The sequence below is a fragment of the Bacillus cereus group sp. BfR-BA-01383 genome, assembly GCF_022663495.1.
GTDB lineage: Bacteria > Bacillota > Bacilli > Bacillales > Bacillaceae_G > Bacillus_A > Bacillus_A cereus_AU.
In genome coordinates this window covers 124,120-148,281 of the sequence record NZ_JAKUFP010000011.1, presented here as the reverse complement: position 1 = coordinate 148,281, position 24,162 = coordinate 124,120, and the positions used below count along the sequence as shown (strand labels likewise).

The window sequence follows — 24,162 nt, the reverse complement described above, 5'->3', positions numbered from 1 at the left end:
CAAACCAAAAACACCTCCATTGAATTTGCATACTTAGTATGCGAATTCAGGAGGTGTTTTTTTCATGTACCACTATTCGGGTTCACTTCAATGTGGAGACGGCTTTTTTATGCTCGTTTAATTATGCTTCATATGCCATGCTATCTGGAAAGCCTTCTTGTCATTCTAAATAAGCATGTAGTAATACTTCTGTATCTGAATGCGTTTCAAATGCATGACCACATTTTTGAAGTTGCTCTCTAAGCTCGCGAAAATTATAAATTTCTCCATTATAAGTAAGAGCATAGGTATAATCACCAACCTGTAATTCCACACATACACATTTCATCTCCTAATTTAAAATGATTAAAAATATATTAATGAAATAAAATTTACACTAAGTTAAAGAATGATCGCATAAATAATGTACTACATTAATTAAAATGTAAACTTGAGAAAATATTCTTCAAATGCAAAGTTATATGAGACAATAGCTGAGGAAAAGTATTCCATTACATACAAAAAATAATAAAAAAGATGAGAGAAAACTTTTTTCTGGACGTTATATAGGGTGTAAAAGCTTTTACAAAAAAATAAGGGGAATCGCTACATGAAATCAAATGAGAAAAATTTTATAAAAAGATTGCAGCGGCAAAAAGAAGATGCGCTAGAATTTGTTGTTGATACATACTTACCGCTCATAAAGGGGATAACGCATAAAGTTCTTCTTCCAGTTCAAAATGATGGACTCATAGAGGAATGCATAAATGATATTTTTCTTTCCATTTGGAATAACGCAAATAAGTTTCATGGAGAGCCGAGTGACTTTAAAAAATGGATTGCAGCGATTGCAAAATTTAAGGCAATTGATTATTACCGAAAAGCGAATAAAAACGTAGAAATCATTTCAGATGAATTTCATATAAGTACGGAAAAATCGGCAGAAGATGAATTAATCGTTATGGAAGATAGGGAAGAATTATTGAAACTTATTAATCAATTAGAACCGTTAGATCAAAAAGTATTCATTATGAAATATCTCCTCGGCATGAAGACAGAGGAAATAGGAGAGAAATTAGGATTAACCAGGGCGGCAATAGATAATCGTGTGTACCGGGGAAAAAAGAAACTACAACAAAATGCTACGAATATTAGTTTTGGAGGTAGTGCAATATGAAAGACATTTATGAGCTATTAAATGATATTGATATAGATGAAAAAGAACTTGAGGAAATTGAGGCTTCTGAAATTGAAAAAGAAAAAGTGAAACGTAATTTAAAACAATCGATACGTACGAAGAAAAAGATGAAAACTTGGAAAAAAGGTGTCGCTGCTGCATCTATTTTAGTAGGAGTATCAGTTGCCATGCTTGGTATCGGATTTCCTACATACGCTGGAGGACTACCAATAGTAGGGGATATATTCCGATTTTTAGATAATGGTAGAACAGGGCTATATGAAAATTATAAAGAGTTTTCGACTGAGTTGAATATGACGAGGGAGAGTAATGGGGTTAAGGTTACAATTAATGATGCTGTGTTCGATGGTAGAACCGTCACAATCACATATTCTATTGAGAGTGATAAAGATTTAGGAGAGAAACCGTACTTATTTGGAAGCCCGCAGGTTAGGGGCTTTAATGGTGGGGGAGGTAGTTCTCAAGTAACAAAAGTTGGAGAGAAAAAGTACGTAGGTATGACTACAATGAGTGGTCATAGTAGTGAAAGGTTAGACGTTGCAAATGTTTGGTGGGATATAGAAGCAATTGAGCTGGATTATGAAGGTAATACAGTAAAGGGGAACTGGAACTTCGCACTTAGTTTAAAAGCAATGGATAGTAAGGAAGTAAAGGTTAATGAGACTTCCGAAAAAGAAGGCATAAAAGTAAATATAGACAAAATGGAAGTAACCCCGATGTCATTTATCGTTTTTTTCAATCAGGAAGAATCTAAGGCATTAAGAAGTATATGGGATAGTGCGGATGTGGAATTAGAAATAAAAGATGATTTAGGAAATCATTATGCTGGTGAAGGAAATGGCGGAAGTAGTACAGTAGCAGAGCCACATAAAAGTAGTTGGAGTGCTACCTTCCAAAAGTTGAACGAAAATGCAACAAAGCTTATTGTCACACCTCACGTGCACTTGCGAGTTCATACACCTGAAAATCATGGTGGAGTAGAGTATGTGAATGGGAAAGAGAAGAAAATAGAAGTGCCGAAAAAAGAAGCTAAGAGTAAAGATATTGTTCTAGATGATATTGTCATTGATTTAAAGAAATAAAGACAAGCGACTGCCTAAAATAAATAATTAGGCAGTCGCTTTTTGTTAAGAACTAGTTACAAGTAAAGCATGTGGATGCTGTGTTTTATACTCATCTTTCCAAGGAATGTTTAGTTGCTCCCACGATTCGCCGCTATCATTGGATTGAAACAAACCATTGTTATTTAAAGTGTAGAAAGTATTAGGTTCAAGTGGATTTGTCGCAAACATCGAAATGACCGTACCAATTGCAGAAGGTAATCCTTGCTGTACTTGCTCGAAAGGAGTATCTTTCGTTTTTCGATATATATAAGATTCATAAGGAATACGGTGATGAGCAAGATCAGCACTCGGTGCGGCAGAAACGAGAATTGTATTACAATCAGTTGGATCGATAGCCATGCTGTATAAATAATGATGTTCAAGTCCTTCACTACATGAGGTCCAGCTGTTTCCACTATTATAACTTTCAAGATATGCACGATCAGGTCCGCCCATAAATCCGTCACCACATGATGCATAAAGGCGATTTGGGGCATCAGGGTGCATAAGTAATTGATGGGCATCGATAGGGGCACCGAATTTTTTATCAGTCCAGGTGTGTCCACTATCATTACTTTGAATAACAGCACCAGCTTCGATTGAAACGTGGATTGTACTTGAATTGTTTGGATCAACTGTAATCCAGCGTACGTGATGAGTAAAAGGTCTAGGAGGAAAAGCCCATGTATAGGAAGATAACAATGATTTCATATTTTTAAGTTCAGTCCACGTTTCACCACCATTTTCTGAACGGAATAAAGCACTTGGTTCTGTGCCTACATAGACGATGCCATATCCATTAACTTGTTCATTAGAGCTTACTGTTATGGAAGTGATCGAAGAATGTAAAATACCATCTTCTTTAGGGAAATCAAAGTAACGATAAGAATCCCCAATTGGTCTCCATGAATCCCCGCCGTCGTCGCTTAGCCATAAACCACGTCCAAATGTTCCACAATATACACGATTCTTTTGAAATGGATCAACTGCAATACAAGTAGGTTGCATATTTTGTAAGTGATATGCTGTTTCATAGTGACCGTATTGTTCTTTGACTACAACAAGTTCACGCTCCATACAGAGAAATAAACGTTTCATTTTAGTAACCTCCTTAAAATTTCTTTCATTAGTAAACAATATGAAGCTGAAAAAGAAGTAGTCTTATTTTTTGTTGAGAAAAAGGACTTGTTTGAAAAGTAGCGAAGTGTGTATACAGAAGAAGTGGGATAAATTGAAACTTTAATCAGTGGGAGTTTTGTTCATCCCCACTGATTAATAGCCTTTACCAATCGGGCGTTAATGCGGGATAAAGATGGGGAGCTTGTTTCATACTAACATACAGATATTGCACTTAAAGGAGCATTAGTATGGGACATTCGCATGATCACGGTCATTCAAAAAATAAAAAGGCGTTACTAATTGCCTTCCTATTAACGACCAGCTTTATGATTGCTGAAGTTATTGGCGGATTTGTAACAAATAGCCTAGCACTATTATCTGACGCGGGGCATATGTTAAGTGATGCAGTATCCTTAGCTTTAAGTTTACTTGCGTTCAAGCTTGGAGAGAAAACAGCAACGGCTGCCAAAACATACGGGTATAAACGAGTCGAAATGTTAGCGGCATTATGTAACGGTGTCGTTCTTATTGTCATTTCTATATACATTTTTATTGAAGCAATTCGTCGTTTTAAAGAACCAGTTGAGATTGCTAGTAATGGGATGCTCATTATTGCTGTACTTGGTTTGCTCATTAATATTACATCAGCTTGGATATTAATGAGGGGCGGAGATGTGAAAGGGAATTTAAATTTAAGAAGTGCTTTCTTACATGTACTAGGCGATCTATTAGGTTCAGTCGGAGCGATTATTGCTGCGTTACTTATTAAATTTTTCGGATGGACTGTTGCAGATGCGATTGCTAGTATTCTTGTGTCTATTTTAGTCATTATAAGTGGGTGGCGTGTAACACGTGATACGGTTCATATATTAATGGAAGGTGCACCGCAGCATATAAATGTTGAAGAAGTAAAAAATACATTATTAAATATTCCGATTGTAAAAGAAGTTCATGATTTGCACGTATGGTCTGTCACATCGGATTTTCAAGTATTAACTTGTCACCTTATTATTAAAGGAAATGAAACACAAAGTGTATTAAGAGAAACTACCGATGTATTAAAGAGGGAGTTTCATGTAGAACATGTCACCATTCAAGTAGAAATTGACGGTGAATTTAAGCATATTGAGACAACTTGCAAAGTATGAAAGAAAAAGGATAAGAAAAGGTGTCATAACATTTTTCGCGCAGCATACATATATATAATGTGGCCACAAATACTTTGTAAGGTAAATATTTCATGAAATTACTTTACTTATAAAGAGTCATCTTTTATAATCAAAAGTGGTAATTGATAAAGATTATCATTTTCAATGATCGTAGAAAGGAGTTTTTTAAAAGATGAGTAGTCAACTCCGTTTTGCTGTTGAAAATCGTAAGAGGCATTTAATTGATGAGTTAATTGGAGCAGGGGTATTTAAGATTCGCGACCGACAATTATACGAGCTGTCCTTAGAGGAATTGGAAAGAGAGTACGAAGACATGGAAGATTATGCAGATGTTCAGGCATAACATATAGATTATTAAAGAAGGCGCTGGTTACATTATTTGTGTAACCAGCTTTATTATTTCATAGGAATCATTTTATGTATGGTAAAATATTGTAGAAGGGTTGGTGGTAGTATGCTAGAAGGATTTTTGGTTTGTTTATTTGTTGGATTACTTATCATTTTTTTAGGGTATCAAATACATGTGAAAAAGCGATTGTTTTTGTTGGCAGGTTATCAAGAAGAAACGTTTGTTGGAGATAAAAATAAATTGGCGAAGCTTTCCGGGATGTTTTCCTATATAGTCGGAGTTACCACAATAATATTACCGTTTGGCTTAGAAAAAATAGGTGATGTAGTTGGTATCGTATATGCTATATTAGTTGTTTTAGGTACAATTGTGTTTATTATTAAAGCGAATCTGTTAAATAAGAGTACTACAAAGTGAAAAAGGCTTCATTCTACGGAAGCCTTTTTGTTGTTGATTATGAAGTGTAAGTAAAAGCTGGAATAGGCTCACTTATACCTGAAGACTCAATTACAATATAGTCAATATCACCATTTTCTACAAGACGATTTACCTCTATTATTAAATCCTCTCGTAGTGTACAGCAAATACAGCCATTTTGAATTTCTACTAATTTCTCTTCTATACGTGAAAACCCCCCTTTTTTTATAAGAGACGCATCGATGTTTACTTCGCTCATATCATTAACGATAACAGCTACTTTTAAGTTGTTATTATTCGTCAAAATATGATGTAGTAAAGTAGTTTTACCGGCGCCTAAAAATCCACTTAATACAGTAATAGGTACTTTTTTCATAGAATAATTCCTCTCCTTTAAATCGTAATGATTACGTTTTGTAATAATTGATAGAAAAGAAAAAATCAATAGTAAATCATAATAATTCCGATTTAAGAGTAGAAATAGACTATAAAATTTGTGTTGTAGTTGTATGGAATATTTGGACAGGCATACGATTTAATATGAATAAAGCGAGGGGATAGTCTTGGTCTTTAATAGAGTTTCAAAAGAATTAATCCTTCATCTTTTTATGAAATAGAATCATAATTACAATGATAAAAAAATAAAGATAAGAGTAATTTGGTTTGTTAAAAATATGTGTATAAGGAGATATGTGATGAACTGGGTTACTCATAAACCATCATTTGAATTTGATAACTATAGTCATATTATTCGGGCGCAATCTGCGTGGAGTGGACATTTAGATTTCGCATATGATTTAGTACGATTTGAAAAGCCAGAAACTTTAGTCGAGTTAGGCACACATTTTGGTGCTTCCTTTTTTAGCTTTTGTCAGGGGGTAAAAGATGGTGCTCTAGCTACAAAATGTTTTGCTGTAGATACTTGGACAGGAGATGGGCATACAGGTCCATATGGAGAAGGTGTTTTTCAGGTTGTAGAAAAAGTGGTAAAAAGCAGCTATCCTAATATAGGTAATTTAATTCGATCAACTTTTGATGAGGCTGTAGATCAGTTTCAAGATGAAACGATAAATCTTTTGCATATTGATGGTTATCATACGTATGAAGCGGTATCTCATGATTATAAAACGTGGCTGCCAAAAGTTGCGAAAGATGGTATTGTGCTGTTCCATGATATTGAAGTTAGAAGTGGAGATTTCGGTGTGTATAAGTTTTGGGATGAGATTAAGGCAAAGCACCCTCATTTTCAGTTTGGGCATTCATATGGACTCGGAGTATTATTTCCAAAAGGTAGTAGTGATAAGTTTTCGGAGATACTTAAAAATAAAGAAGAAATACAAAATATGTATAAATAAAAGTGGAGCATGCATCATTTTAATGATGTATGCTTTTTTATATGGAAAGATTAAGGGTCACTTATAAGGCGAGAATAATGCTAAGAGGTTTTGTTATGGAAAATATTAAAAAGGTTATTATTATTTGATCGTTCTTTTTAAAGAATAAAAATACAACATTTTTTTATATTTTCCATTGCGAAAAGTAGCATCTACTTTTACAATAGAAAGGGTTGTGAATATATTATACTGAAAAAATAAATCGAAATAATATGAAAATTTTGTTTTGTCTTCGCTAATTGTACACTACATACACGTAAGACGACATACGTCATGTTATCGACTTGTAAGGAGAGAAAGAAATGAAAAGTGTAAGATTACCATCGATGCCAGAAATCATAATTCTTTTATTACTATTTCTTGCTGTTGTTTTTTCCTTCCAAACGATTTTTGATCTCCCAATTCAATTGGCGCTATTTATTTCATGGTTTTTAGTAATTGCGCTTGGATTAAGATTAGGATTTCGTTATCAAGAATTGCAAGATGCAATTACGAAAGGGATTTCTAACGGATTAGAAGCAATACTTATTTTAGTTGCAGTAGGTGCTTTAATTGGAACATGGATTGCTGGTGGGGTAGTACCAACATTAATCTATTACGGATTAGAATTCATTCACCCTAGCATATTCTTATTGGCAACGTTAATTATTTGTTCGATAACTTCTATCGCGACAGGAACATCTTGGGGAACAGTAGGAACAGCAGGTATTGCTATGATGGCGATTGGTGAAGGGCTTGGATTACCACTGCCGCTTGTTGCGGGTGCAGTTCTTTCAGGAGCTTATTTTGGAGACAAATTATCACCACTTTCTGATAGCACAGTTCTTGCAGCTTCTATGGCGAAAGTAGATGTTATTGCTCACGTTCGAGCTATGCTCGTATTAGACGTTCCGGCTTATATTATTACCGGCATTATGTTTACTGTTGCTGGATGGATGTATGGCGGGGATAATGTAGATTTAAATAGAGTAGAGTTTTTAAAAGAATCTTTATTAAAACACTTTGATATTAAAATATGGATGCTTGTTCCTGCTGTAATCGTTATTGTGCTATTGGCGATGAAGAAACCATCTATGCCAACAATTGCTATGGGAGCTTTAATTGGTGCAATTTGGGCAACTCTGTTCCAAGGAATGCACTTTGGAGAGGCAATTGGAACAGCATATAACGGATTCTCAATTCAATCTGGCGTTGAGTTTGTCGATAAGTTATTAAATCGTGGTGGAATTAACGGTATGCTTGGTTCAGTGGCCGTTATTATTTTCGGCTTAGGTTTTGGTGGACTACTTGAAAAGCTAGGTGTTCTAAAAGTAATCGTATCAAAATTTGAGAAGAAATTAAATTCTGCAGGTAATGTAACATTGTCTACATTAATCGTGGCATTTTTAGCTAATGTATTCGGTTGTGCGATGTACGTATCACTTATTTTAACACCGAAGATTATGGAAGATAGCTATGATAAATTAAAAATAGACCGCCGTGTATTAGCGCGTAATTCAGAAGTAGGTGGAACGTTAACTTCTGGTATGGTTCCGTGGTCGGATAATGGTATTTTTATGGCTGGTATTTTAGGTGTGGCAACGTTCTCATATGTTCCGTTTATGTGGTTAAGCTTCGTTTCATTAATTTTGGCAGTTATTTACGGATATACAGGCAAATTCATTTGGTATGTAGATGACGCTGAAAAAGGAAAGCAAGCATCATAAAAAAATACCTTCTGCGATGGCGGAAGGTATTTTTTTTATATATACGAGTGAGAATTCTTATCATTTGGATAGAAGTCTGTTAAAATGAGAAATGTAGGTATTATATTTTCAAGGGGATGAAAAAATGGAGTATAGAATTGAAAGAGATACATTAGGAGAAATAAAAGTTCCAGCTGATAAATTATGGGCAGCTCAGACGCAGCGTAGTAAAGAAAACTTCCCAATTGGAACAGAGCAAATGCCGCTTGAAATTGTAAAAGCATTTGCGATTTTAAAGAAGAGTGCAGCGCTTAGCAATCAAAAATTAGGAAAGTTATCAGAAGAAAAAGCAGAAGCAATTGCGGAAGCTGCTGATGAAGTGATTGCAGGGAATTGGAATGAGCATTTTCCACTTGTCGTATGGCAAACGGGTAGTGGTACACAATCGAACATGAATGTGAATGAAGTAATCGCAAACCGTGGTAATCAAATTTTGAAAGAGAAGGGATCTGACGTACATATTCATCCGAATGATGATGTGAACATGTCTCAAAGTTCAAATGATACATTTCCAACAGCGCTTCATGTAGCATGTGTAATTGCTGTAGAAAATCACGTATTACCAGCTATTACAAAGTTAAAAGAAACATTAGCAGAAAAAGTAACTGCATTTGAACATATTATAAAAATCGGTCGTACACATTTACAAGATGCAACACCTTTAACGTTAGGGCAAGAAATTAGTGGATGGCACCGTATGCTTGAAAAAACAGAGCGTATGATTGCAGAGAGCAATACATATATGAAAGAGTTAGCAATTGGTGGTACTGCGGTTGGAACAGGTATTAATGCGCATCCTAAATTTGGTGAGATGGTAGCAGAGGAAATTAGTCAATTTACAGGTAAACAATTTGTGTCTGCACCAAATAAGTTTCATGCATTAACGAGCCATGATGAAGTTGTATATACTCATGGTGCATTAAAGGCATTAGCTGCTGATTTAATGAAGATTGCTAACGATGTGCGCTGGCTTGCAAGTGGCCCACGTAGTGGTCTTGGAGAAATTATTATTCCGGCAAATGAGCCAGGAAGCTCTATTATGCCAGGTAAAGTAAATCCAACGCAAAGTGAAGCGTTAACAATGGTTGTAGCACAAGTTATGGGGAATGACGCGACAATTGGATTTGCTGCGAGCCAAGGTAATTTTGAGCTAAACGTATTTAAACCAGTTATTGCTTATAACTTCTTACAATCAGCTCACTTATTAGCGGATGCAATTGTTTCATTTAATGATAATTGTGCAGTTGGTATTGAAGCGGATGAAGAAGTAATTAAAGAAAATGTGAACCGTTCATTAATGCTTGTAACAGCGTTAAACCCGCATATTGGATATGAAAATGCAGCGAAAATTGCGAAGCATGCTCATAAAGATGGGTTAACGTTAAAAGAGGCAGCACTGCAATCTGGATTATTAACGGAAGAGCAGTTTGATGAAATTGTAGACCCGAAAAAAATGATTGCTCCGAAAGAATAATAGAAGAAGCCAAGGTTCTTAGTATAGAATCTTGGCTTTTTTTTGATATTCATTTTTAATTCCTTTTTATGTTTCCTCCACTTGCACTAATGCAAGCTCCAAAATATATTATTTATTAGCAGACGTATTCATTACTTTTATATGTGGGCAGTTCTCTTTTAAGAGTGAAATGAATTTTTCTTCTTCTTGTGGTACGAAAGTGGTCACTGAATCAAATAAATTATAGGCAATTTCTAATTGTTGCCTAGTCCACTTTTTGGAACGAAGTTTTTTGCCAGAGTATTTAATGTGACGGATGTCTTTAAATGAAATTTCAGTACGCAGTATGAACCCGTGTTTTATAATAAGAGATGATTCCGTTATGTTGTAGTGAGAGAAATAGAATGAAGAAAGATTCACGATATTTAACAGCATCATGAGAGTAAAGAAAATGGAATTTTCATTTTGAAAGAATAGAGAAATGAAAAAAACAACTATAAATAATGAAATGAAAATGATATGGAATGGATTTTTTTTCGCTTTAAATTTCAAGTCAGTCACCTCGTTATACCAATCATTAAAATAATTAAATCACAATATAATAATGAACCGTAAAAATATGCAACATTGCATATTTTTACGGTTCATTATTCGTGTAAACTTTTTTGATGGGATAAATTTAAATGAAGTTTTTCGACAGTGGAGTGGCATAAAATGACTTGCAGAAAAAGAATTAAAGTAATAGTCATAATTAGTTGTATGATGATGATTAGTGGTTGTTCAAATAGATCCGTTGAGGATGGAAATCGAAAACATGTATTTGTACAAGCGAGTAAAGTTTTAGTAGATATTGTTTATAAAATATATAAAAGGTAAAAAGGTGTTTTCTCATATGGAAACACCTTTTTTATAGTTAAAATTGAATGCTGAAGTTTTGGAATGTGTGAATGCCGGTTCCATGTTGAATTAGGTTTTTATCACTTAAATATTGAACAGCATATTTCACATCCTAATAATAAGTGGTTTATTAAAACATATTCGCTGTTTGTTTTGATAAGCCCTTTTTATCATGTATAAATAGATGTTTTTATAAAAGTTTGTAAAATAGGCAAACGAAATATTGAATTGTTTGATTTTGTTATGTTAAGATGATGGAGTAATAACAAACGATATTATAATTTGTTTGTGAAATTAATAAACCTTTTGGAGGATTGTTTAGTATGAGTGATATTTCAGAGAAGTTTTGGGATGCGTCAGTAGAGGAATTAAAGAAAGGGTATGTGTTTGATGAAGAAGCAGAGGAATATATTTGTTTAGCCTGTGGAGAAACGTTTATTAAAGGAGTTATTTATCAAGATAATCAAGTTTTGTATGAAGCGGAGAAGTTTGTGCAATTGCATATTCACAATGAGCATACATCTATGTTTGATTATTTATTAAATATGGATAAGAAATTTACAGGTTTAACGGATTTACAAAAGAAAATGGTTCAGTTTTTCTATATGGGACTGAATGATAAGGAAATTGTAAAAGAGATGGATGGCGGAAGCACATCTACAATTCGTAATCATCGATTTACATTGCGAGAGAAAATGAAACAAGCGAAAGTATTTTTAGCATTAATGGAATTATCAGAAGAAAAATCGAAAGTGCAAACGAAATTTGTACCAATTCATAGAACAGCTACGATGGTGGATGATCGATACAATATTACGGAGGAAGAAAATGATGAAGTCTTAAAAATACATTTTACAGAAGGATTGGATGGGCCGCTTTCTAAATTTCCGAAAAAGCAAAAGCGTAAATTAATTATATTGCGTCACTTAGTGAAGAAGTTTGATAGTAATGAAAAGTATACTGAAAAAGAAGTAAACGCAGTTTTAGAAAATGTATATCCGGATTTTGTAACTTTAAGAAGATATTTAATCGAGTATGGTTTTTTAGATAGAACAGCCGATGGAAGCCAATATTGGGTGAAGTTATAATAATGCGGAGAGGAAATGAATAGAAGGACATAATTATAACAACCATACAAAGAGATAGAGGTTGCAAAACGGATTTTTAATAAAAGGAGAAATGGAATTTGAAACCACCTACAGATCACAATGAAGAAGGTGTAGAATCACAGCAGTCAGAAAAGGAAAATAAACCGATATGGAAATCGATGTCCATGTTTTTAGTTCCGTTACTATTAAGTAATGTACTACAATCAGTTGGACAATTATTTGGTATGGTAGTAGTAGGAAGATGGCTTGGTGTAAATGATTTAGCGGCTATATCGGCATTCTTCCCATTATTTTTCCTACTTGTTTCATTTGTAATTGGAATTGGTTCTGGTAGTTCTATTTTAATTGGTCAGGCGTTTGGTGCTAAAAATGAAGAACGTTTAAAAGCTATCGTTGGTACGACGCTGACGTTTACTTTTATTATCGGAGTTGTGTTAGCGATAATAGGTAGTATTTTTGCGATGGATATTATGCGCCTTATGGGAACGCCAGAAAATATTATTGAAATAAGTGTACATTACGCACGAATTTTATTTATATCTATGCCAATATTATTTTTATATTTCGCATACACAACATTTATGAGAGGTACAGGAGATTCTAAAACGCCATTTTACTTTTTAATTGTAAGTACAGCGCTAAATATGATCTTATTACCAATTCTTATTTTTGGATGGTTAGGAGCTCCGAAATTAGATGTGTATGGGGCAGCCTATGCTTCTGTTATATCTACAGTTATTACGTTTATTGTCATGTTAGTGTATTTAAAGAAGAAAAATCACCCACTACAACTAGATACAACGGTAAGAAAATATCTTCGAATGGATTTGGAGTTATTAAAGCTATTGTTACGACTTGGTATTCCAGCGAGTATTAATATGATATTAGTTTCATTATCTGAAATTGCGGTAATCGCGTTTGTAAATCGTTACGGCTCGGATGCAACAGCTGCTTATGGTGTTGTGAACCAAGTTGCAAGTTATGTACAAATGCCAGCCGTTAGTCTAGGTATTACTGTCTCCATTTTTGCGGCGCAATCAATTGGTGCGAATCAATTTGATCGATTGCAGAAAGTTGTTAAGGCTGGAATTATTATGAATTACATCATTGGCGGTGTATTGATATCTCTTATTTACTTGTTCTCAAGAGACATTCTAGCACTATTTTTAACAAGTCAAAATACAATTGAAATTGCTCATAGCCTAATCATGATTACATTATGGAGTTACTTAATTTTCGGTCATGCACAAATTATTAGTGCGACAATGCGAGCGAGTGGTACAGTACTATGGCCAACTGTAATCAGTGTTGTATCAATCTGGCTTGTTGAAGTACCTGTAGCATATTACCTTTCTTACCACACAAGCCTTGGTATAGAAGGAATTTGGATTGGGTATCCAGCCGCATTCATCGTCAGCTTAATATTACAGTATGCATATTATAAGCTTTCATGGCAGAAGAAACGAATTACACGATTAGTGAGCTGAAAGATGAAAATGTCCCTAAGTCATATAGACTTAGGGACATTTTTTGTTGATGAATGCTTATAAATAACTTTTTAAAGTTATGTCAAAGTGTTGTCTAATGAGTTTTCCATTATTCATATAAAACTCCCAAGCTGTATCTGGCTTACCGATAATTTCAAATGAACCTTCTGTAATATATAAAGCGCAATTATCCTCTAATGCAATGCCTTCTATATTACCTTGATGAGTTTGTAAAAACGTATGGAAGGCATTCATTCTATTTAATTGATTGTAATGGGGGCAAAATCTTTTGTTAACAATACTCCATCCACTACTTTCTATATAGCCAGAACCTCCATAGTCTGAACGTATGCTAGATGTGAACCAGCACATAGCACCGGCACTATACCCTGCAATAAGTGTACCGCGTTTTAGAGCAAATAGTAACTTTTCATCTAATTCATGTTCTTTCCATTGTTCAAGCATGTGAACATAATTCCCACCGCCAAGATAAATTAAATCCGCAGAATGAATCATTTCATCTATTTCATATTTAGTAGGTGTTTCGGTTATAGTGCGTAAAATTTGAACCTCACAATGTAATTGCTTTTCAAATGTTTCTAAAAATAGCTTTATATATCCTTCATCATCATGACTAGCTGTTGGAATGAATAATACTTTTGGGTATTGTTTATTTGTTAATGCTATAAGTCGTTCATTAATATGCAAGTGATTTGGATCTTGTAAATCACCGCCACCAATGACAGCTAATTTCATAGTAAAGCACCACCTAATAATATTTGTTATGTAAAAATTCGATAGTGGTGAGTTACATTCCTTCTGTGATTTAATGAATTAACATGCGGAATGAATAAGAGGAAATATGATAAATAATATATCGAAATAGTATAGAGTATCGGTAGTTGTAGATAGAAAGGAATTATAAGCTGTTTATTGATATATAATACTGGATAATATTGTTTTAAAGTATGGAAACAATATGTTTAAATGAATATAATGACGTACGAATTAATATTGAAAGAGTGTTTATATATATATATAAATGCGGGAAATAATAGGGACTTTCCAAAAAAAGTTTTTTACTTTTTTTAGGAAAATGCATTACGATATGGTAAAATTATACCAATATATTTATTGACGTAGAATGAAAAGAGGGAGTGTGAAAGAGTGGATTTTCGATTTGAGTTTGCGGCGAAGGTGAAAGAATATTTAGATGATGAAAAAGATGAAAAAATAATAAAAGATGGACACAGAGATATAATTTTTCGATATTTATATCCGTTAGAGAGTGAAATTGGCATTTTTAAAAATCCTAACTTTACTTTTTTTGCATCAGGAAGACGTTCACATATAGTATTAGAAAACATTGAATTTAAAACAGAAGTAAACGTAGAAAGTAATATAATTGAAATTACAAAAATAGTGGATAATGTGGTTATTCCATTAGATACTATCGTAGCAAAAAATCGAGAATTATTTGCACTTGGGCGTAATGAGAAATTTAGTGTGCAAATATTAGAATATTATCTTTATGATACATTTGGAGAGAAGTTAGGTTTACGATGAAACGAACGTGGTACAGATGTGGAGATTAGGGTTCATTTAAGTATCAGTTGTTGACCTTCTATATATTTTATACTACAATCTGTAGTGTGAAAGGGGCCATACGATGTTTACTCAAAACTACAAGTTAAATGAGCAAGGGTTAAATCACTTTTTTGGACCTCTTGAAGCGAAAATAATGGAAATTGTTTGGGCCACTCAAGGTATTACCATTAAAGATGTGCAACAGAAATTAAGTGAAGAATCCCCAGTGAATTTTAATACTGTAATGACAGTTATGAACAGATTAGTAGAGAAAGCACATTTAGAAAAGCATATTGTGAAAAGAAGTGGTATGTATCATGCTGCACAAACGAAAGAAGCATTTTTATCTAATCAAACGAAGAAAATGACACAGGAATTAATGGGTGAATTTGGAGATCTTGTTGTGAACCATATGATAGATGAGTTAGAACAAGCTGATCCATCTTTAATAAAAAAATTAGAAGAGAAATTAAGTCAGCTAAAAAAAGAGGACCGATAAAAATGAAGTGGCAAATGCGTAAAATCGTTTTGTTAGCAGTGACTATTAGTGTTCTTTTTTTTAGTATGTTAGTATACTACGTCACATACCCATTTCTTTTTCAAAATAAAGCATTTTTTCTTTCAAAATTTTGTTTATTTGAATTACAAAAGCATATGAGGGAACTATCAATACTTCGTATAATGATAGTCGGATTACTGTTATTTACTGTAATCATTATAAGTAAAAGAATGTGGAAACAATTTTTTTATAGCAAAAAATTGAAAAGAAATCTCGTGTGTACTACTAGAAAAGGAAAGCAAGTGTACGTATTATCAACGTTACAGATTACGGCATTTACAATTGGATTATTTCGGCCTAAAATTGTCATTTCAGAAGGGATGCGTCGGGCATTTTCAGAGGAAGAAATTGATGCGATTGTATTACATGAGGAATATCATCAAAAAAATCGAGATCCACTAAAGTTATTTATCTTTACATTGTTAGCTGAAGGAATGATGTATATTCCTATATTAAAAGGACTGCTGCAACGTTATCAAGTGTATCAAGAGCTATCAGCTGATAAATATGCGATGCAAAAAATGAAATCTTCATTCGAGCTAGGTAGTGCACTATTAAAGTTAATTAAAATAAAGACGATGGAAAATCAATGTATTACAGCGTCGTTTGCGAAAACCGCAATTAATTTACGAATTAAGCAAGTGTTGAATGAGGAAGTTATTAAACTGAATATACCACTACATACAAATTCAGTATATGTAACGTTAGGGCTATTTTGTATGTCGATTGTACTTATTGTCGGAGAGTGCATATAGCCTCTTTTTTTTATGATTTAACACTACTTATTGTAGTGCAGATAGGGGGAAGAAAAGTGAAGAAGCTAATTGCTATTATACTGGCCGGTGCACTTATTTGGGCTGGAGTTAACTTTTATAATTCAAAGAAAGAAGAAAAGGAAAGAAAAGCGAAACAAGCAGAATTGCAGGAAAAAGAAGTATTACCACAAGTAGGATTTAAAGCACCTGAAATAACATTAAAAGGGTTAGACGGAAAGTTATATTCATTAAATGATGCGAAGGAAAAACCGTATATTATTAATTTTTGGGCATCGTGGTGTGGCCCATGTGAAATGGAGGCACCTGACTTAGTTCATTTGTATGACAAATATAAAAAGGATGTCGAAATTTTTGCGGTAAATGCAACAATCGGGGATCCAGTACAAGAAGCGAGTGCATTTGCGGAGCGTCATGGATTTAAGTTTCCTGTTTTATTAGATATGGACGGAGTAGCTGGAATAGATTATAAAGTATTCTCGATACCAACGACGTTTTTTGTTAACAAAGATGGAATTATAGTAGACCAAGTACGAGGGGCACTACCTCCAGATCAATTAGAAGAGAAATTTAAGAAATTAATTGAGAATTAAGAGAGGATTTCATAGTAATGGAGTGGATCGTGAGGTTACAACCCGTATCTCTTATAATTGGAAGTCTATTTGGATTTATGCTGATGAAACGAAAGATGAAGGGCCAAAATGTATCATATGAAAAGATGATGGATGCAGTAACAAATGGCTTTCTTATTATCGTATTCGTATGGAAATTTGCACCGGCAATTTTAAATCCAGTATGGGCTTTTGGATCGCCATTGCAAGCATTATTAGCTGTAGGAAGTATGCAGCATATTATAATAGGATGCGTAATGGCGAGTATATACATTGTTTGGAAAAGTAAAAAGGAGCAATTTTCGCTTCGTATTTTACTTGATGCATTGCCTTTTGGACTATGTGTAAGTATTGTTTTTTATTTTCTATTTCATCAAAACATGGGTATACCAACGACGTTGCCTTGGGGGATGAAAATTTATGAATCTAAATTTTTATATCATCCTATCTTCGTATACGAAATTATACTCGCCTTTTGTATAGTGGGCTTGTTATGGATGAGAAATGAAGAGTTAGGAAATGGAAAAAATATAAGTGTTTTTCTAATTGTTGAAGGATTTGCTCATATCATTATTTCACTTATTAGTGAACAAAATCCAGTTCTATTTGGTCTTTCAATACAGCAAATACTCAGTTTTTTTGTTATTAGTTTAGGGATTTTGTTAGTATCAAAAAAGAAAAATAGCCATGTATGGAGAGAGAGTCCGCGCATGGCTATTTTTTATATTAAAAAATCGGCGGAGTAACAGAAAATAAAACAATTGCATTTTTTTCAAAATGATTCACCCATTTATGTTTTAGATAAGCAGGTATCTTTACACTATCACCAGTTTCTAATGTGTACTCATCTTCATTTAAATACAATGTAATTGTTCCGTCCAATACAAATGCTAATTCTTCTCCTTTATGTTCTAGAACATTTTCTGATGAAGAAGTATTTGGAGGAACCGTCATAATTGCTGTTGCTAAACTCCCAGTGAAATCGGGGGATAACATTTCATATGATAAATTATCGATAATCATTTTCTTACGTTTATGAGAGCGTACGATTAAATCATCTGTATTTGTCTCTTCAAGTAAAAAACTAAATGTTGGAACATCAAGAGCTTTTGCGAGTACTTTTAATGTTTGAATAGAAGGGTTAGCAGAACCACGTTCAATTTGACTGAGCATAGATGGTGTGATTTCAGCCATCGTTGCTAGTTCTTTACTAGTTAACCCTTTTTCTTTTCTTTGTTTTTCAATCTTTTTTCCAATATCTATATTTTCCATAACGCATTCTCCTTAATGATTATTAAATTATATTTAAATAAATTAAATTAAAATTAACCGAAACTGAATTTTATGTTAAACTATATTTAAATTAATTTAATTATAATTTATTGTATGGCGAGCTACAAGGATATGAGGAGGAAGAGGAATGAAGGAGATAGAGGTATTAAAAGAACGATTCCCATTAGTAAATAACCTTATTGCAACGGAAGAAGTATTTTGGGTAAACCCGAATATAGAAAAATACGAATCAGCAATAAAAGGTTCTCCGCTGAATGAAGAAAATGTAAAAGACGCGGAAGAGAGATTAAAGCGTTTTGCACCATATATTGCGAAAGTTTTTCCTGAAACGAAAGAAACGAGCGGCATTATAGAATCGCCTTTAGTGAAAATCCCTTCTATGAAACAATCTTTAGAGAAAAACTACGGACAGCCAATATTAGGAGAATTACTATTAAAATGTGATAGTGGGCTTCCAATATCAGGATCAATTAAAGCTAGGGGCGGTATTTATGAAGTGTTGAAACATGCTGAACAATTAGCTCTGCAGCATGGAATGTTAACAGAGGAAGATGATTACTCCATTTTAGATAGTGATACATGTAAAGAGTTTTTTGCAACATATTCTATTGCGGTAGGTTCGACAGGAAACTTAGGACTAAGCATCGGGATTATGAGTGCAAAACTAGGTTTTAATGTGACTGTTCATATGTCAGCAGACGCAAAACAATGGAAAAAAGATTTATTAAGAAGTAAAGGTGTAAATGTTATTGAATATGAAGCGGATTATAGTAAAGCAGTAGAAGAAGGACGAAGACAAGCAGATGCTGATCCTAGCTGTTATTTTGTAGATGATGAAAACTCACATGATTTATTTTTAGGATATGGAGTAGCGGCATCGCGATTAAAAAAGCAATTAGAAGAGTTAAAGATTGTAGTAGATGGAGAACATCCTTTATTCGTTTACCTTCCGTGCGGAGTAGGGGGCGGACCTGGTGGAGTAGCATTTGGCTTAAAGCTATTGTATAAAGACAACGTACACTGCTTCTTTGCAGAGCCGACACATTCACCATGTATGCTACTCGGATTAATGACAGGACTTCACGATAAAATTGCCGTTCAAGATATAGGTATTGATAATGTAACAGATGCAGATGGACTTGCGGTAGGAAGACCATCTGGATTTGTCGGTAAAACGATGGAACCATTTTTGAGTGGAAATTATACAGTAAGTGATGAAGAGTTATATAGATTATTAAAAGAACTGGCTGATACTGAAAATATTTATTTAGAGCCTTCTGCACTAGCGGGTATGATAGGGCCAGTGAAAGTATGTAAAGAAGATGAGTATTTACAACAGCAACAGTTAACAGAGAAGGTGAAGAAAGGTACTCATATTGTGTGGGGAACGGGTGGTAGTATGGTTCCAAAAGACGTGATGAATGGGTATTATAAGAAAGGTTTAGAATTAACATTATAAGAAAAATGAGGCTAATTGTAGCCTCATTTTTTATTTACATGGCATATGTATTATTATAAAATCTTTGTTATTTTCACACTAGTTCTTTATAGTATATATATAGGATTGCTAATATCGATTAAATATAATAAAAAAGCTTTATTTTACATAATAAGAGGATGTGTATACGATGTCATTACAGACTAAATATATAGCGGGTATTTCGCTTGGGGTTATGGGAGTAGGCTTTGCGGCTTCTATCCCTTTTCAAGGAACGGTAGCTGGGGAAATTATACAAGGGGGATTTGAAGCCGGATTGGTTGGTGGACTTGCGGATTGGTTCGCGGTTACAGCTTTATTCCGTCATCCGATGGGAATCCCAATCCCGCATACAGCTTTGTTACCTAAAAACCGTAAACGGGTAACGAAAGGGCTCATTAATACGCTAGAAAATGAATGGCTGACGAAAGAAAGTATTACGAATAAAGTAAAAGAAATGCAGTTAGCGCAAATGGTGCTACAAATTGCTGAGAGAGAACTGCAGTCTGATGCTGTGAAAAAGGGGATTGTAACGATTGCGGAGAAAGCGATTGTTGCAATAGATACGGAGAAGCTAGCTGTTATTATTGAAAAAGAATTAATAACGTATTTGCATACAATTAATACAAGTAACATATTACAAGTGCTTGTTGATCAATTAGTTGTGCAAGAATATGATGAGAAGACACTTGATTACATATTAGTAAAGGTGAAAGATTGGACAGCGCAAGATGAAGCACGTTATCAGCTTGGAAGCTTAGGAATGAAGGCGATGGAAAATATAAAAGTAGATGGATTCTTGCAGTTTACTTTGAAATCGTTTATGAATATTGTAGATGAAGATAAAATTGGAGGCATTTTGCAGAAGTTTATCATTAGCAATATTAACAGCTTACAAGATGCGGATAATAGCACAAGACAACTTATATTAGCGAAGATTCGTCAAGAAATTATTAATGTAAAAGAAAATGAAGCTTTACTACAAGAATTAGAAAAGTGGAAAGAAAAATGGATTGCAAATTGGGATGCTACCGACAAAATAAAAGAGATGCTGGAGCAAGTGCAACAAAGAGCAGTTACTTTTGTGAAAAATGAAGAGTTTGCGGATAAATATGTTGTGCCATTTTTAAAAACACAAATGAATAAACTAAAAGAAGACGCATTGACTGTTCAAAAAATAGAAGAGTGGTTACAAAAACAAGTTGTCACACTTGTTGAAAAGAATCATTCGAAAATCGGAAAGCTTGTGCAAGAAAACCTTGATAAGTTAGATGATAAAACCTTAATCGAAATGATTGAAAATAACGTCGGCAAAGATTTGCAGTGGATCCGAGTGAACGGAGCTGTTTGCGGATTTATGATTGGATTAGTGTTAGAAGGAATTAAAACGATTATATAAGAAAAACCTTCCACAATTGTGGAAGGTTTCTTATTTTTCAATAACACTCATATTCAAATTATAAGCTTTCTCAATATTTAATTTGTACGTTCCATTTCCAGTTTTAATCGAATTTTTATACCAATGTTCTTGCTCGTTTAATTCTGGATTTTCTTCTGAAGAATTGTTTTCTTTTTTCGTTAAATCTTCTACTTGTTCCCAAGGTGTATTTCCAATAGCTTCTTTTTGATTTGTTACTGCTGTTAGAGATACGTCACTGTCTTTTGCCAAATGAACAGATATATTTGAGCTTTCTTGTATAAACCAATTATTTTGTAATTGACCTGGATAAAGAGAAAGATCTCGATTAGAAGCACGAATTTCTACATGTTTCGTTTGTGGGAGTACAAGCGTCGGTTTTACTCGTGGTTCATGACCAAACATTTTTTGATGAAACGGTAATGACTTTAATGTTATATACATCGTTTCTCCAGTTGTTTGAACTGAAAGAAAATCTTCTTGTTTTAAATTCAGTTTCTCATTTCCTTTTGTCGTCATTTCGTATGTTCCAAGAAGGCTAACTTCATTTGAGTTCCTTCCGTCTATCGTTAGAGGATAATTGTCTGTACCTGCATCCACGACAATTTTATTGATGGAGTCAGGAATATCAAGTTTACTTCCTGGAATCGTGTTCGTTTGTCTAGTTGTATTAAAGGCGTAACGAACTTCTTCTAGTAATCCAGTTGATAATAAACAGTAAAAAGCAATTCCAACGCTTCCTAAAACTCCGATAAAGAAAATACTAAAAATATCATATTTAATAAAAGATTGTTCCTTCTTAGAAAGTAGAAGGTATAGTAAAATTTCAGCGCCAAGTATGATAAGTAAAACAGGCCACCACGCTGTAAGTGTATCTAATACTTGAACTCCTTTTACAACTGAATATAGTAAAAAGCACCCTAACAATATAATGGAAATGCCCATTGAGAATGTTCCAACACGCCAAGTCCTCATTCTTTTGTCCCACCTTTGTTTTCTTTATTTCCAAGTAACAATTTAAAGCCGCCACCAATTAAGAGGAGTGCAACAATAGATGTTTGGAAATAGCGATAATATAGTTCGCTAAGATGAATGTTAAATATAGTTGCAAAATAATCGTCCAAAATAGGAAGGAGTGTTTGATCTAATAATTGATAACCACCTAATGCAATTAATCCGATACCGATCCATCTTTGATGATTTATAAAATAATCGATAATAGGTTCGTCATGTACGCGTTCTTTTCCGTATTTTGCAGTTTGTTGTAACGCATCAAAAAAGCTATAAAACCAAATGATTGGTACTAAAAATAAGAACGCAGAAAGTCTTAATAAGTCGAGTAAATAAATTGATAGTAAAAAAGCTGCCATAAGCTGAAGACCACGGCGCTGTAAGCCTAAATACATATGTCCTGCTCCAGGAAACATTGCTAAAATGGAAGCGAATGTTTTACTTTTCTTTCCTTGTTCTCGATGTTCTTCAAATTCTTCAAAAATAGTACGATCAACTAGTTGCTCACCACGTTCTTTTTTCTGGAGTTGTTGAACAACATCAAAGAAGTTGTAAATCCATAAAACAGGTAACGTAACAAGGAATATAAGAAAACTACCTTGGTTAGTTAATAATGTAACAAATATAATCATACTGCCTAGACCTGCGCAAGCGACTAAAAATGTAAGTCCGCGTTGCATAAGCCCTAATTGGAAATGACCAAGTCCAGGGATGATTGATAGGAGTATGATATAAAATCGTTCGCTTTCTTTAGAGGGCTCTGTAAATTGCCCCGCTGCTTGTTTTTTCGATTGATTTATAATAGTGATAACTAAATCTAGTAAGTTGATTACCCATAACACGGCTAGTAAAAATAGGGAAAGAAAGGTAATCTCGCGCTCTCCTAATTGTGTTGTCCAAAATACTGCAAAGGTAAATAGAAATAAAGATCCTCCGCTATATAGAATAAAACGTCCTATCTTTTTTAAATATAAATGTCCAAGCCCAGGGATTAGCCCTAATACAAGTGCTAAAAAGGGATTTTTATTCATGCTTTAAACCTCCGTCCTTTTTAGATGTGTGTACTGTTTTGTTTACAATTTGTTGTGAGATGGAAGTCTCATTATGTTTCGAAGATTTCTCGAAATTAGATGTCGCTGTGAAAATATAATGGAATAGACCACTTACCATAAAAATGATTGTAGCCGCAGTTGCAATTATGTAATGAATAATCGTGCGCTTTAGTTGATTTGATTTCATAGTTTCATTAGATTGTAGCGTTTCAAAATTAATTTGCGTCATAACTTCGTTCGTAAATGAATCATCACTCATCATTGGAAGGTTTTCAGTTTGTTCATCAATACTTTCCATATAAAGTGCTAAACAATGATCACATTCATAAAGATGTTCTTCCATAGATTCACGTTCATTGTTTGCTGTAAAATCTAATGTATAATTGCTCCAATCTTCTTTTGAATAATGCATCATAGAAACTCTTCCTCCTTCCAATGCTTTTTAATCCACTTTCTTGCCCGATACAGTTTCATTTCGACTGTTTTCAATTCGATGTTTTCCTGCAAAGCAATTTCTTGATAGCTCTTTTCTTCTAAGTAATGTGCGAGAACGACGTCACGGTAATTTTCGGGTAGTTCTCTTAGCTTTTGAGCAATGAGCAATTTTTGCTCTTTCGTCAATAATAAAGCCTCAATATTATAAGGAGATTTTATATTTTCTTCAGTTTCTTTACATAAGGAAAGTTCTTCGTTTTCTCTAGCTTTTTTCCTCTTATAATCAATAGCGTGATTGGTAGCAATACGTGCCATCCACGTTTTTAATCCGCGAAATTGATAATTAGGGAGAGAGGCGTGAATTTTTACGAATACTTCTTGTGTAACATCTTTAGCATCTTCTTCATGTCTTAAAATAGAAAAGATAACTTGAAAAATATAATGACGATATGTTTGTACAAGGATTCGAAAAGCGTGTTCGCTTCCTTGTTGTGCTTTTTCGATTAATTGTTTTTCTTCAATTGTGCT

The 24,162-nt window shown here is 33.9% G+C and carries 25 protein-coding genes and 3 pseudogenes; 18 read left to right on the top strand and 10 right to left on the bottom strand.

Annotated features, from left to right (window positions below; genetic code table 11):
- Positions 1-163: 163 nt before the first annotated feature.
- Positions 164-328 (bottom strand): annotated as a pseudogene (locus MR065_RS13365) (hypothetical protein); the annotation flags it as partial.
- Positions 329-589: 261 nt separating this feature from the next.
- On the opposite strand from MR065_RS13365, the gene MR065_RS13360 reads away from it, so the two are divergent.
- Positions 590-1,156 (top strand): sigma-70 family RNA polymerase sigma factor, encoded by a 567-nt coding sequence (locus tag MR065_RS13360; protein ID WP_242213990.1) that lies wholly within the window; start codon positions 590-592, stop codon positions 1,154-1,156.
- A complete protein-coding gene (locus MR065_RS13355) occupies positions 1,153-2,259 on the top strand; it encodes a DUF4179 domain-containing protein (protein WP_242213989.1) in 1,107 nt (368 codons plus the stop codon). Before MR065_RS13360 ends, MR065_RS13355 begins: the two co-directional genes overlap by 4 nt.
- 45 nt (positions 2,260-2,304) lie before the next feature.
- On the opposite strand, the gene MR065_RS13350 is transcribed toward MR065_RS13355, so the two are convergent.
- Complete coding sequence (locus MR065_RS13350) at positions 2,305-3,378, bottom strand: WD40/YVTN/BNR-like repeat-containing protein (protein WP_242213988.1); 1,074 nt, start codon at positions 3,376-3,378, stop codon at positions 2,305-2,307.
- A 269-nt stretch (positions 3,379-3,647) separates the two neighbouring features.
- Here MR065_RS13350 and MR065_RS13345 point away from each other — a divergent pair, with 269 nt between their 5' ends.
- From MR065_RS13345 to MR065_RS13335, 3 genes are all read left to right on the top strand, one after another.
- On the top strand, positions 3,648-4,547 hold the full coding sequence (locus MR065_RS13345; protein WP_242213987.1) for a cation diffusion facilitator family transporter: 900 nt from the start codon (positions 3,648-3,650) through the stop codon (positions 4,545-4,547).
- Between the two features lie 193 nt (positions 4,548-4,740).
- Positions 4,741-4,911, top strand: a complete 171-nt coding sequence (gene fbpA, locus MR065_RS13340) for a Fur-regulated basic protein FbpA (protein WP_097902204.1) — start codon at positions 4,741-4,743, stop codon at positions 4,909-4,911.
- A gap of 111 nt (positions 4,912-5,022) precedes the next feature.
- The gene (locus MR065_RS13335) at positions 5,023-5,334 is read left to right on the top strand and encodes a DUF3784 domain-containing protein (protein WP_242213995.1); all 312 of its coding nucleotides are present in this window, start codon (positions 5,023-5,025) and stop codon (positions 5,332-5,334) included.
- A 43-nt stretch (positions 5,335-5,377) separates the two neighbouring features.
- On the opposite strand, the pseudogene MR065_RS13330 reads toward MR065_RS13335, so the two are convergent.
- Positions 5,378-5,710 (bottom strand): annotated as a pseudogene (locus MR065_RS13330) (GTP-binding protein); the annotation flags it as partial.
- 319 nt (positions 5,711-6,029) lie between these two features.
- Here MR065_RS13330 and MR065_RS13325 point away from each other — a divergent pair.
- The 3 genes from MR065_RS13325 to fumC all read left to right on the top strand — a co-directional run bounded on the left by MR065_RS13325 (position 6,030) and on the right by fumC (position 9,947).
- On the top strand, positions 6,030-6,689 hold the full coding sequence (locus tag MR065_RS13325) for a class I SAM-dependent methyltransferase (RefSeq protein WP_242213986.1): 660 nt from the start codon (positions 6,030-6,032) through the stop codon (positions 6,687-6,689).
- A 341-nt stretch (positions 6,690-7,030) separates the two neighbouring features.
- The gene (gene nhaC, locus MR065_RS13320; RefSeq protein WP_098991782.1) at positions 7,031-8,434 is read left to right on the top strand and encodes a Na+/H+ antiporter NhaC; all 1,404 of its coding nucleotides are present in this window, start codon (positions 7,031-7,033) and stop codon (positions 8,432-8,434) included.
- 124 nt (positions 8,435-8,558) lie between these two features.
- Complete coding sequence (gene fumC / locus MR065_RS13315; RefSeq protein ID WP_242213985.1) at positions 8,559-9,947, top strand: class II fumarate hydratase; 1,389 nt, start codon at positions 8,559-8,561, stop codon at positions 9,945-9,947.
- A gap of 108 nt (positions 9,948-10,055) precedes the next feature.
- Here fumC and MR065_RS13310 read toward each other — a convergent pair whose 3' ends face one another.
- Entirely contained in the window at positions 10,056-10,478 is a 423-nt protein-coding gene (locus MR065_RS13310) for a PH domain-containing protein (RefSeq protein ID WP_242213984.1), read from the bottom strand.
- A 162-nt stretch (positions 10,479-10,640) separates the two neighbouring features.
- On the opposite strand from MR065_RS13310, the gene MR065_RS13305 reads away from it, so the two are divergent.
- The 3 genes from MR065_RS13305 to MR065_RS13295 all read left to right on the top strand — a co-directional run bounded on the left by MR065_RS13305 (position 10,641) and on the right by MR065_RS13295 (position 13,419).
- On the top strand, positions 10,641-10,802 hold the full coding sequence (locus MR065_RS13305) for a hypothetical protein (RefSeq protein ID WP_176552189.1): 162 nt from the start codon (positions 10,641-10,643) through the stop codon (positions 10,800-10,802).
- Positions 10,803-11,146: 344 nt separating this feature from the next.
- A complete protein-coding gene (locus MR065_RS13300; RefSeq protein ID WP_097902197.1) occupies positions 11,147-11,911 on the top strand; it encodes a DUF2087 domain-containing protein in 765 nt (254 codons plus the stop codon).
- A 98-nt stretch (positions 11,912-12,009) separates the two neighbouring features.
- The gene (locus tag MR065_RS13295) at positions 12,010-13,419 is read left to right on the top strand and encodes an MATE family efflux transporter (RefSeq protein ID WP_242213983.1); all 1,410 of its coding nucleotides are present in this window, start codon (positions 12,010-12,012) and stop codon (positions 13,417-13,419) included.
- A gap of 57 nt (positions 13,420-13,476) precedes the next feature.
- On the opposite strand, the gene MR065_RS13290 is transcribed toward MR065_RS13295, so the two are convergent.
- A complete protein-coding gene (locus tag MR065_RS13290) occupies positions 13,477-14,175 on the bottom strand; it encodes a peptidase E (RefSeq protein WP_242213982.1) in 699 nt (232 codons plus the stop codon).
- A 411-nt stretch (positions 14,176-14,586) separates the two neighbouring features.
- Here MR065_RS13290 and MR065_RS13285 point away from each other — a divergent pair, with 411 nt between their 5' ends.
- The 5 genes and pseudogenes from MR065_RS13285 to MR065_RS13265 all read left to right on the top strand — a co-directional run.
- The gene (locus MR065_RS13285; protein ID WP_242213981.1) at positions 14,587-14,985 is read left to right on the top strand and encodes a DUF3942 family protein; all 399 of its coding nucleotides are present in this window, start codon (positions 14,587-14,589) and stop codon (positions 14,983-14,985) included.
- Positions 14,986-15,088: 103 nt separating this feature from the next.
- Positions 15,089-15,505 (top strand): BlaI/MecI/CopY family transcriptional regulator, encoded by a 417-nt coding sequence (locus MR065_RS13280; RefSeq protein WP_098768359.1) that lies wholly within the window; start codon positions 15,089-15,091, stop codon positions 15,503-15,505.
- Positions 15,506-15,507: 2 nt separating this feature from the next.
- Positions 15,508-16,320 (top strand): M56 family metallopeptidase, encoded by an 813-nt coding sequence (locus MR065_RS13275; protein ID WP_242213980.1) that lies wholly within the window; start codon positions 15,508-15,510, stop codon positions 16,318-16,320.
- Positions 16,321-16,376: 56 nt separating this feature from the next.
- Entirely contained in the window at positions 16,377-16,931 is a 555-nt protein-coding gene (locus tag MR065_RS13270; RefSeq protein WP_098267384.1) for a TlpA family protein disulfide reductase, read from the top strand.
- 17 nt (positions 16,932-16,948) lie between these two features.
- Positions 16,949-17,626 (top strand): annotated as a pseudogene (locus MR065_RS13265) (prolipoprotein diacylglyceryl transferase family protein); the annotation flags it as partial.
- 49 nt (positions 17,627-17,675) lie between these two features.
- On the opposite strand, the gene MR065_RS13260 reads toward MR065_RS13265, so the two are convergent.
- Entirely contained in the window at positions 17,676-18,221 is a 546-nt protein-coding gene (locus MR065_RS13260) for a helix-turn-helix domain-containing protein (protein WP_242213979.1), read from the bottom strand.
- Between the two features lie 148 nt (positions 18,222-18,369).
- On the opposite strand from MR065_RS13260, the gene MR065_RS13255 reads away from it, so the two are divergent.
- On the top strand, positions 18,370-19,701 hold the full coding sequence (locus tag MR065_RS13255; protein WP_242213978.1) for a D-serine ammonia-lyase: 1,332 nt from the start codon (positions 18,370-18,372) through the stop codon (positions 19,699-19,701).
- A gap of 169 nt (positions 19,702-19,870) precedes the next feature.
- Entirely contained in the window at positions 19,871-21,118 is a 1,248-nt protein-coding gene (locus tag MR065_RS13250; protein WP_242213977.1) for a DUF445 domain-containing protein, read from the top strand.
- A gap of 30 nt (positions 21,119-21,148) precedes the next feature.
- Here MR065_RS13250 and exsE read toward each other — a convergent pair whose 3' ends face one another.
- The 4 genes from exsE to MR065_RS13230 are packed head-to-tail and all read right to left on the bottom strand — an operon-like array spanning position 21,149 to position 24,099.
- Positions 21,149-22,111 carry an exosporium protein ExsE gene (gene exsE / locus MR065_RS13245; RefSeq protein ID WP_242213976.1) on the bottom strand — a complete coding sequence of 321 codons (963 nt, stop codon included), beginning with the start codon at positions 22,109-22,111 and terminating at the stop codon, positions 21,149-21,151.
- The gene (locus tag MR065_RS13240; protein WP_097902185.1) at positions 22,108-23,178 is read right to left on the bottom strand and encodes a hypothetical protein; all 1,071 of its coding nucleotides are present in this window, start codon (positions 23,176-23,178) and stop codon (positions 22,108-22,110) included. Before MR065_RS13240 ends, exsE begins: the two co-directional genes overlap by 4 nt.
- Positions 23,171-23,614, bottom strand: coding sequence for a hypothetical protein (locus MR065_RS13235; RefSeq protein WP_242213975.1), 444 nt, complete (start codon positions 23,612-23,614; stop codon positions 23,171-23,173). The genes MR065_RS13240 and MR065_RS13235 overlap by 8 nt, the downstream gene beginning before the upstream one ends.
- On the bottom strand, positions 23,611-24,099 hold the full coding sequence (locus MR065_RS13230; RefSeq protein WP_313895160.1) for an RNA polymerase sigma factor: 489 nt from the start codon (positions 24,097-24,099) through the stop codon (positions 23,611-23,613). The genes MR065_RS13235 and MR065_RS13230 overlap by 4 nt, the downstream gene beginning before the upstream one ends.
- Positions 24,100-24,162 lie beyond the last annotated feature (63 nt).

Bases quoted from the DNA above. Each gene is read 5' to 3' on its own strand.
- MR065_RS13240 (WP_097902185.1), bottom strand. From the start codon at position 23,178: ATGAATAAAAATCCCTTTTTAGCACTTGTATTAGGGCTAATCCCTGGG.
- MR065_RS13300 (WP_097902197.1), top strand. From the start codon at position 11,147: ATGAGTGATATTTCAGAGAAGTTTTGGGATGCGTCAGTAGAGGAATTA.
- MR065_RS13250 (WP_242213977.1), top strand. From the start codon at position 19,871: ATGTCATTACAGACTAAATATATAGCGGGTATTTCGCTTGGGGTTATG.
- MR065_RS13345 (WP_242213987.1), top strand. From the start codon at position 3,648: ATGGGACATTCGCATGATCACGGTCATTCAAAAAATAAAAAGGCGTTA.
- MR065_RS13350 (WP_242213988.1), bottom strand. From the start codon at position 3,378: ATGAAACGTTTATTTCTCTGTATGGAGCGTGAACTTGTTGTAGTCAAA.
- nhaC (WP_098991782.1), top strand. From the start codon at position 7,031: ATGAAAAGTGTAAGATTACCATCGATGCCAGAAATCATAATTCTTTTA.
- MR065_RS13290 (WP_242213982.1), bottom strand. From the start codon at position 14,175: ATGAAATTAGCTGTCATTGGTGGCGGTGATTTACAAGATCCAAATCAC.
- fumC (WP_242213985.1), top strand. From the start codon at position 8,559: ATGGAGTATAGAATTGAAAGAGATACATTAGGAGAAATAAAAGTTCCA.
- exsE (WP_242213976.1), bottom strand. From the start codon at position 22,111: ATGAGGACTTGGCGTGTTGGAACATTCTCAATGGGCATTTCCATTATA.
- fbpA (WP_097902204.1), top strand. From the start codon at position 4,741: ATGAGTAGTCAACTCCGTTTTGCTGTTGAAAATCGTAAGAGGCATTTA.
- MR065_RS13305 (WP_176552189.1), top strand. From the start codon at position 10,641: ATGACTTGCAGAAAAAGAATTAAAGTAATAGTCATAATTAGTTGTATG.
- MR065_RS13235 (WP_242213975.1), bottom strand. From the start codon at position 23,614: ATGATGCATTATTCAAAAGAAGATTGGAGCAATTATACATTAGATTTT.
- MR065_RS13260 (WP_242213979.1), bottom strand. From the start codon at position 18,221: ATGGAAAATATAGATATTGGAAAAAAGATTGAAAAACAAAGAAAAGAA.
- MR065_RS13325 (WP_242213986.1), top strand. From the start codon at position 6,030: ATGAACTGGGTTACTCATAAACCATCATTTGAATTTGATAACTATAGT.
- MR065_RS13355 (WP_242213989.1), top strand. From the start codon at position 1,153: ATGAAAGACATTTATGAGCTATTAAATGATATTGATATAGATGAAAAA.
- MR065_RS13275 (WP_242213980.1), top strand. From the start codon at position 15,508: ATGAAGTGGCAAATGCGTAAAATCGTTTTGTTAGCAGTGACTATTAGT.
- MR065_RS13360 (WP_242213990.1), top strand. From the start codon at position 590: ATGAAATCAAATGAGAAAAATTTTATAAAAAGATTGCAGCGGCAAAAA.
- MR065_RS13335 (WP_242213995.1), top strand. From the start codon at position 5,023: ATGCTAGAAGGATTTTTGGTTTGTTTATTTGTTGGATTACTTATCATT.
- MR065_RS13255 (WP_242213978.1), top strand. From the start codon at position 18,370: ATGAAGGAGATAGAGGTATTAAAAGAACGATTCCCATTAGTAAATAAC.
- MR065_RS13280 (WP_098768359.1), top strand. From the start codon at position 15,089: ATGTTTACTCAAAACTACAAGTTAAATGAGCAAGGGTTAAATCACTTT.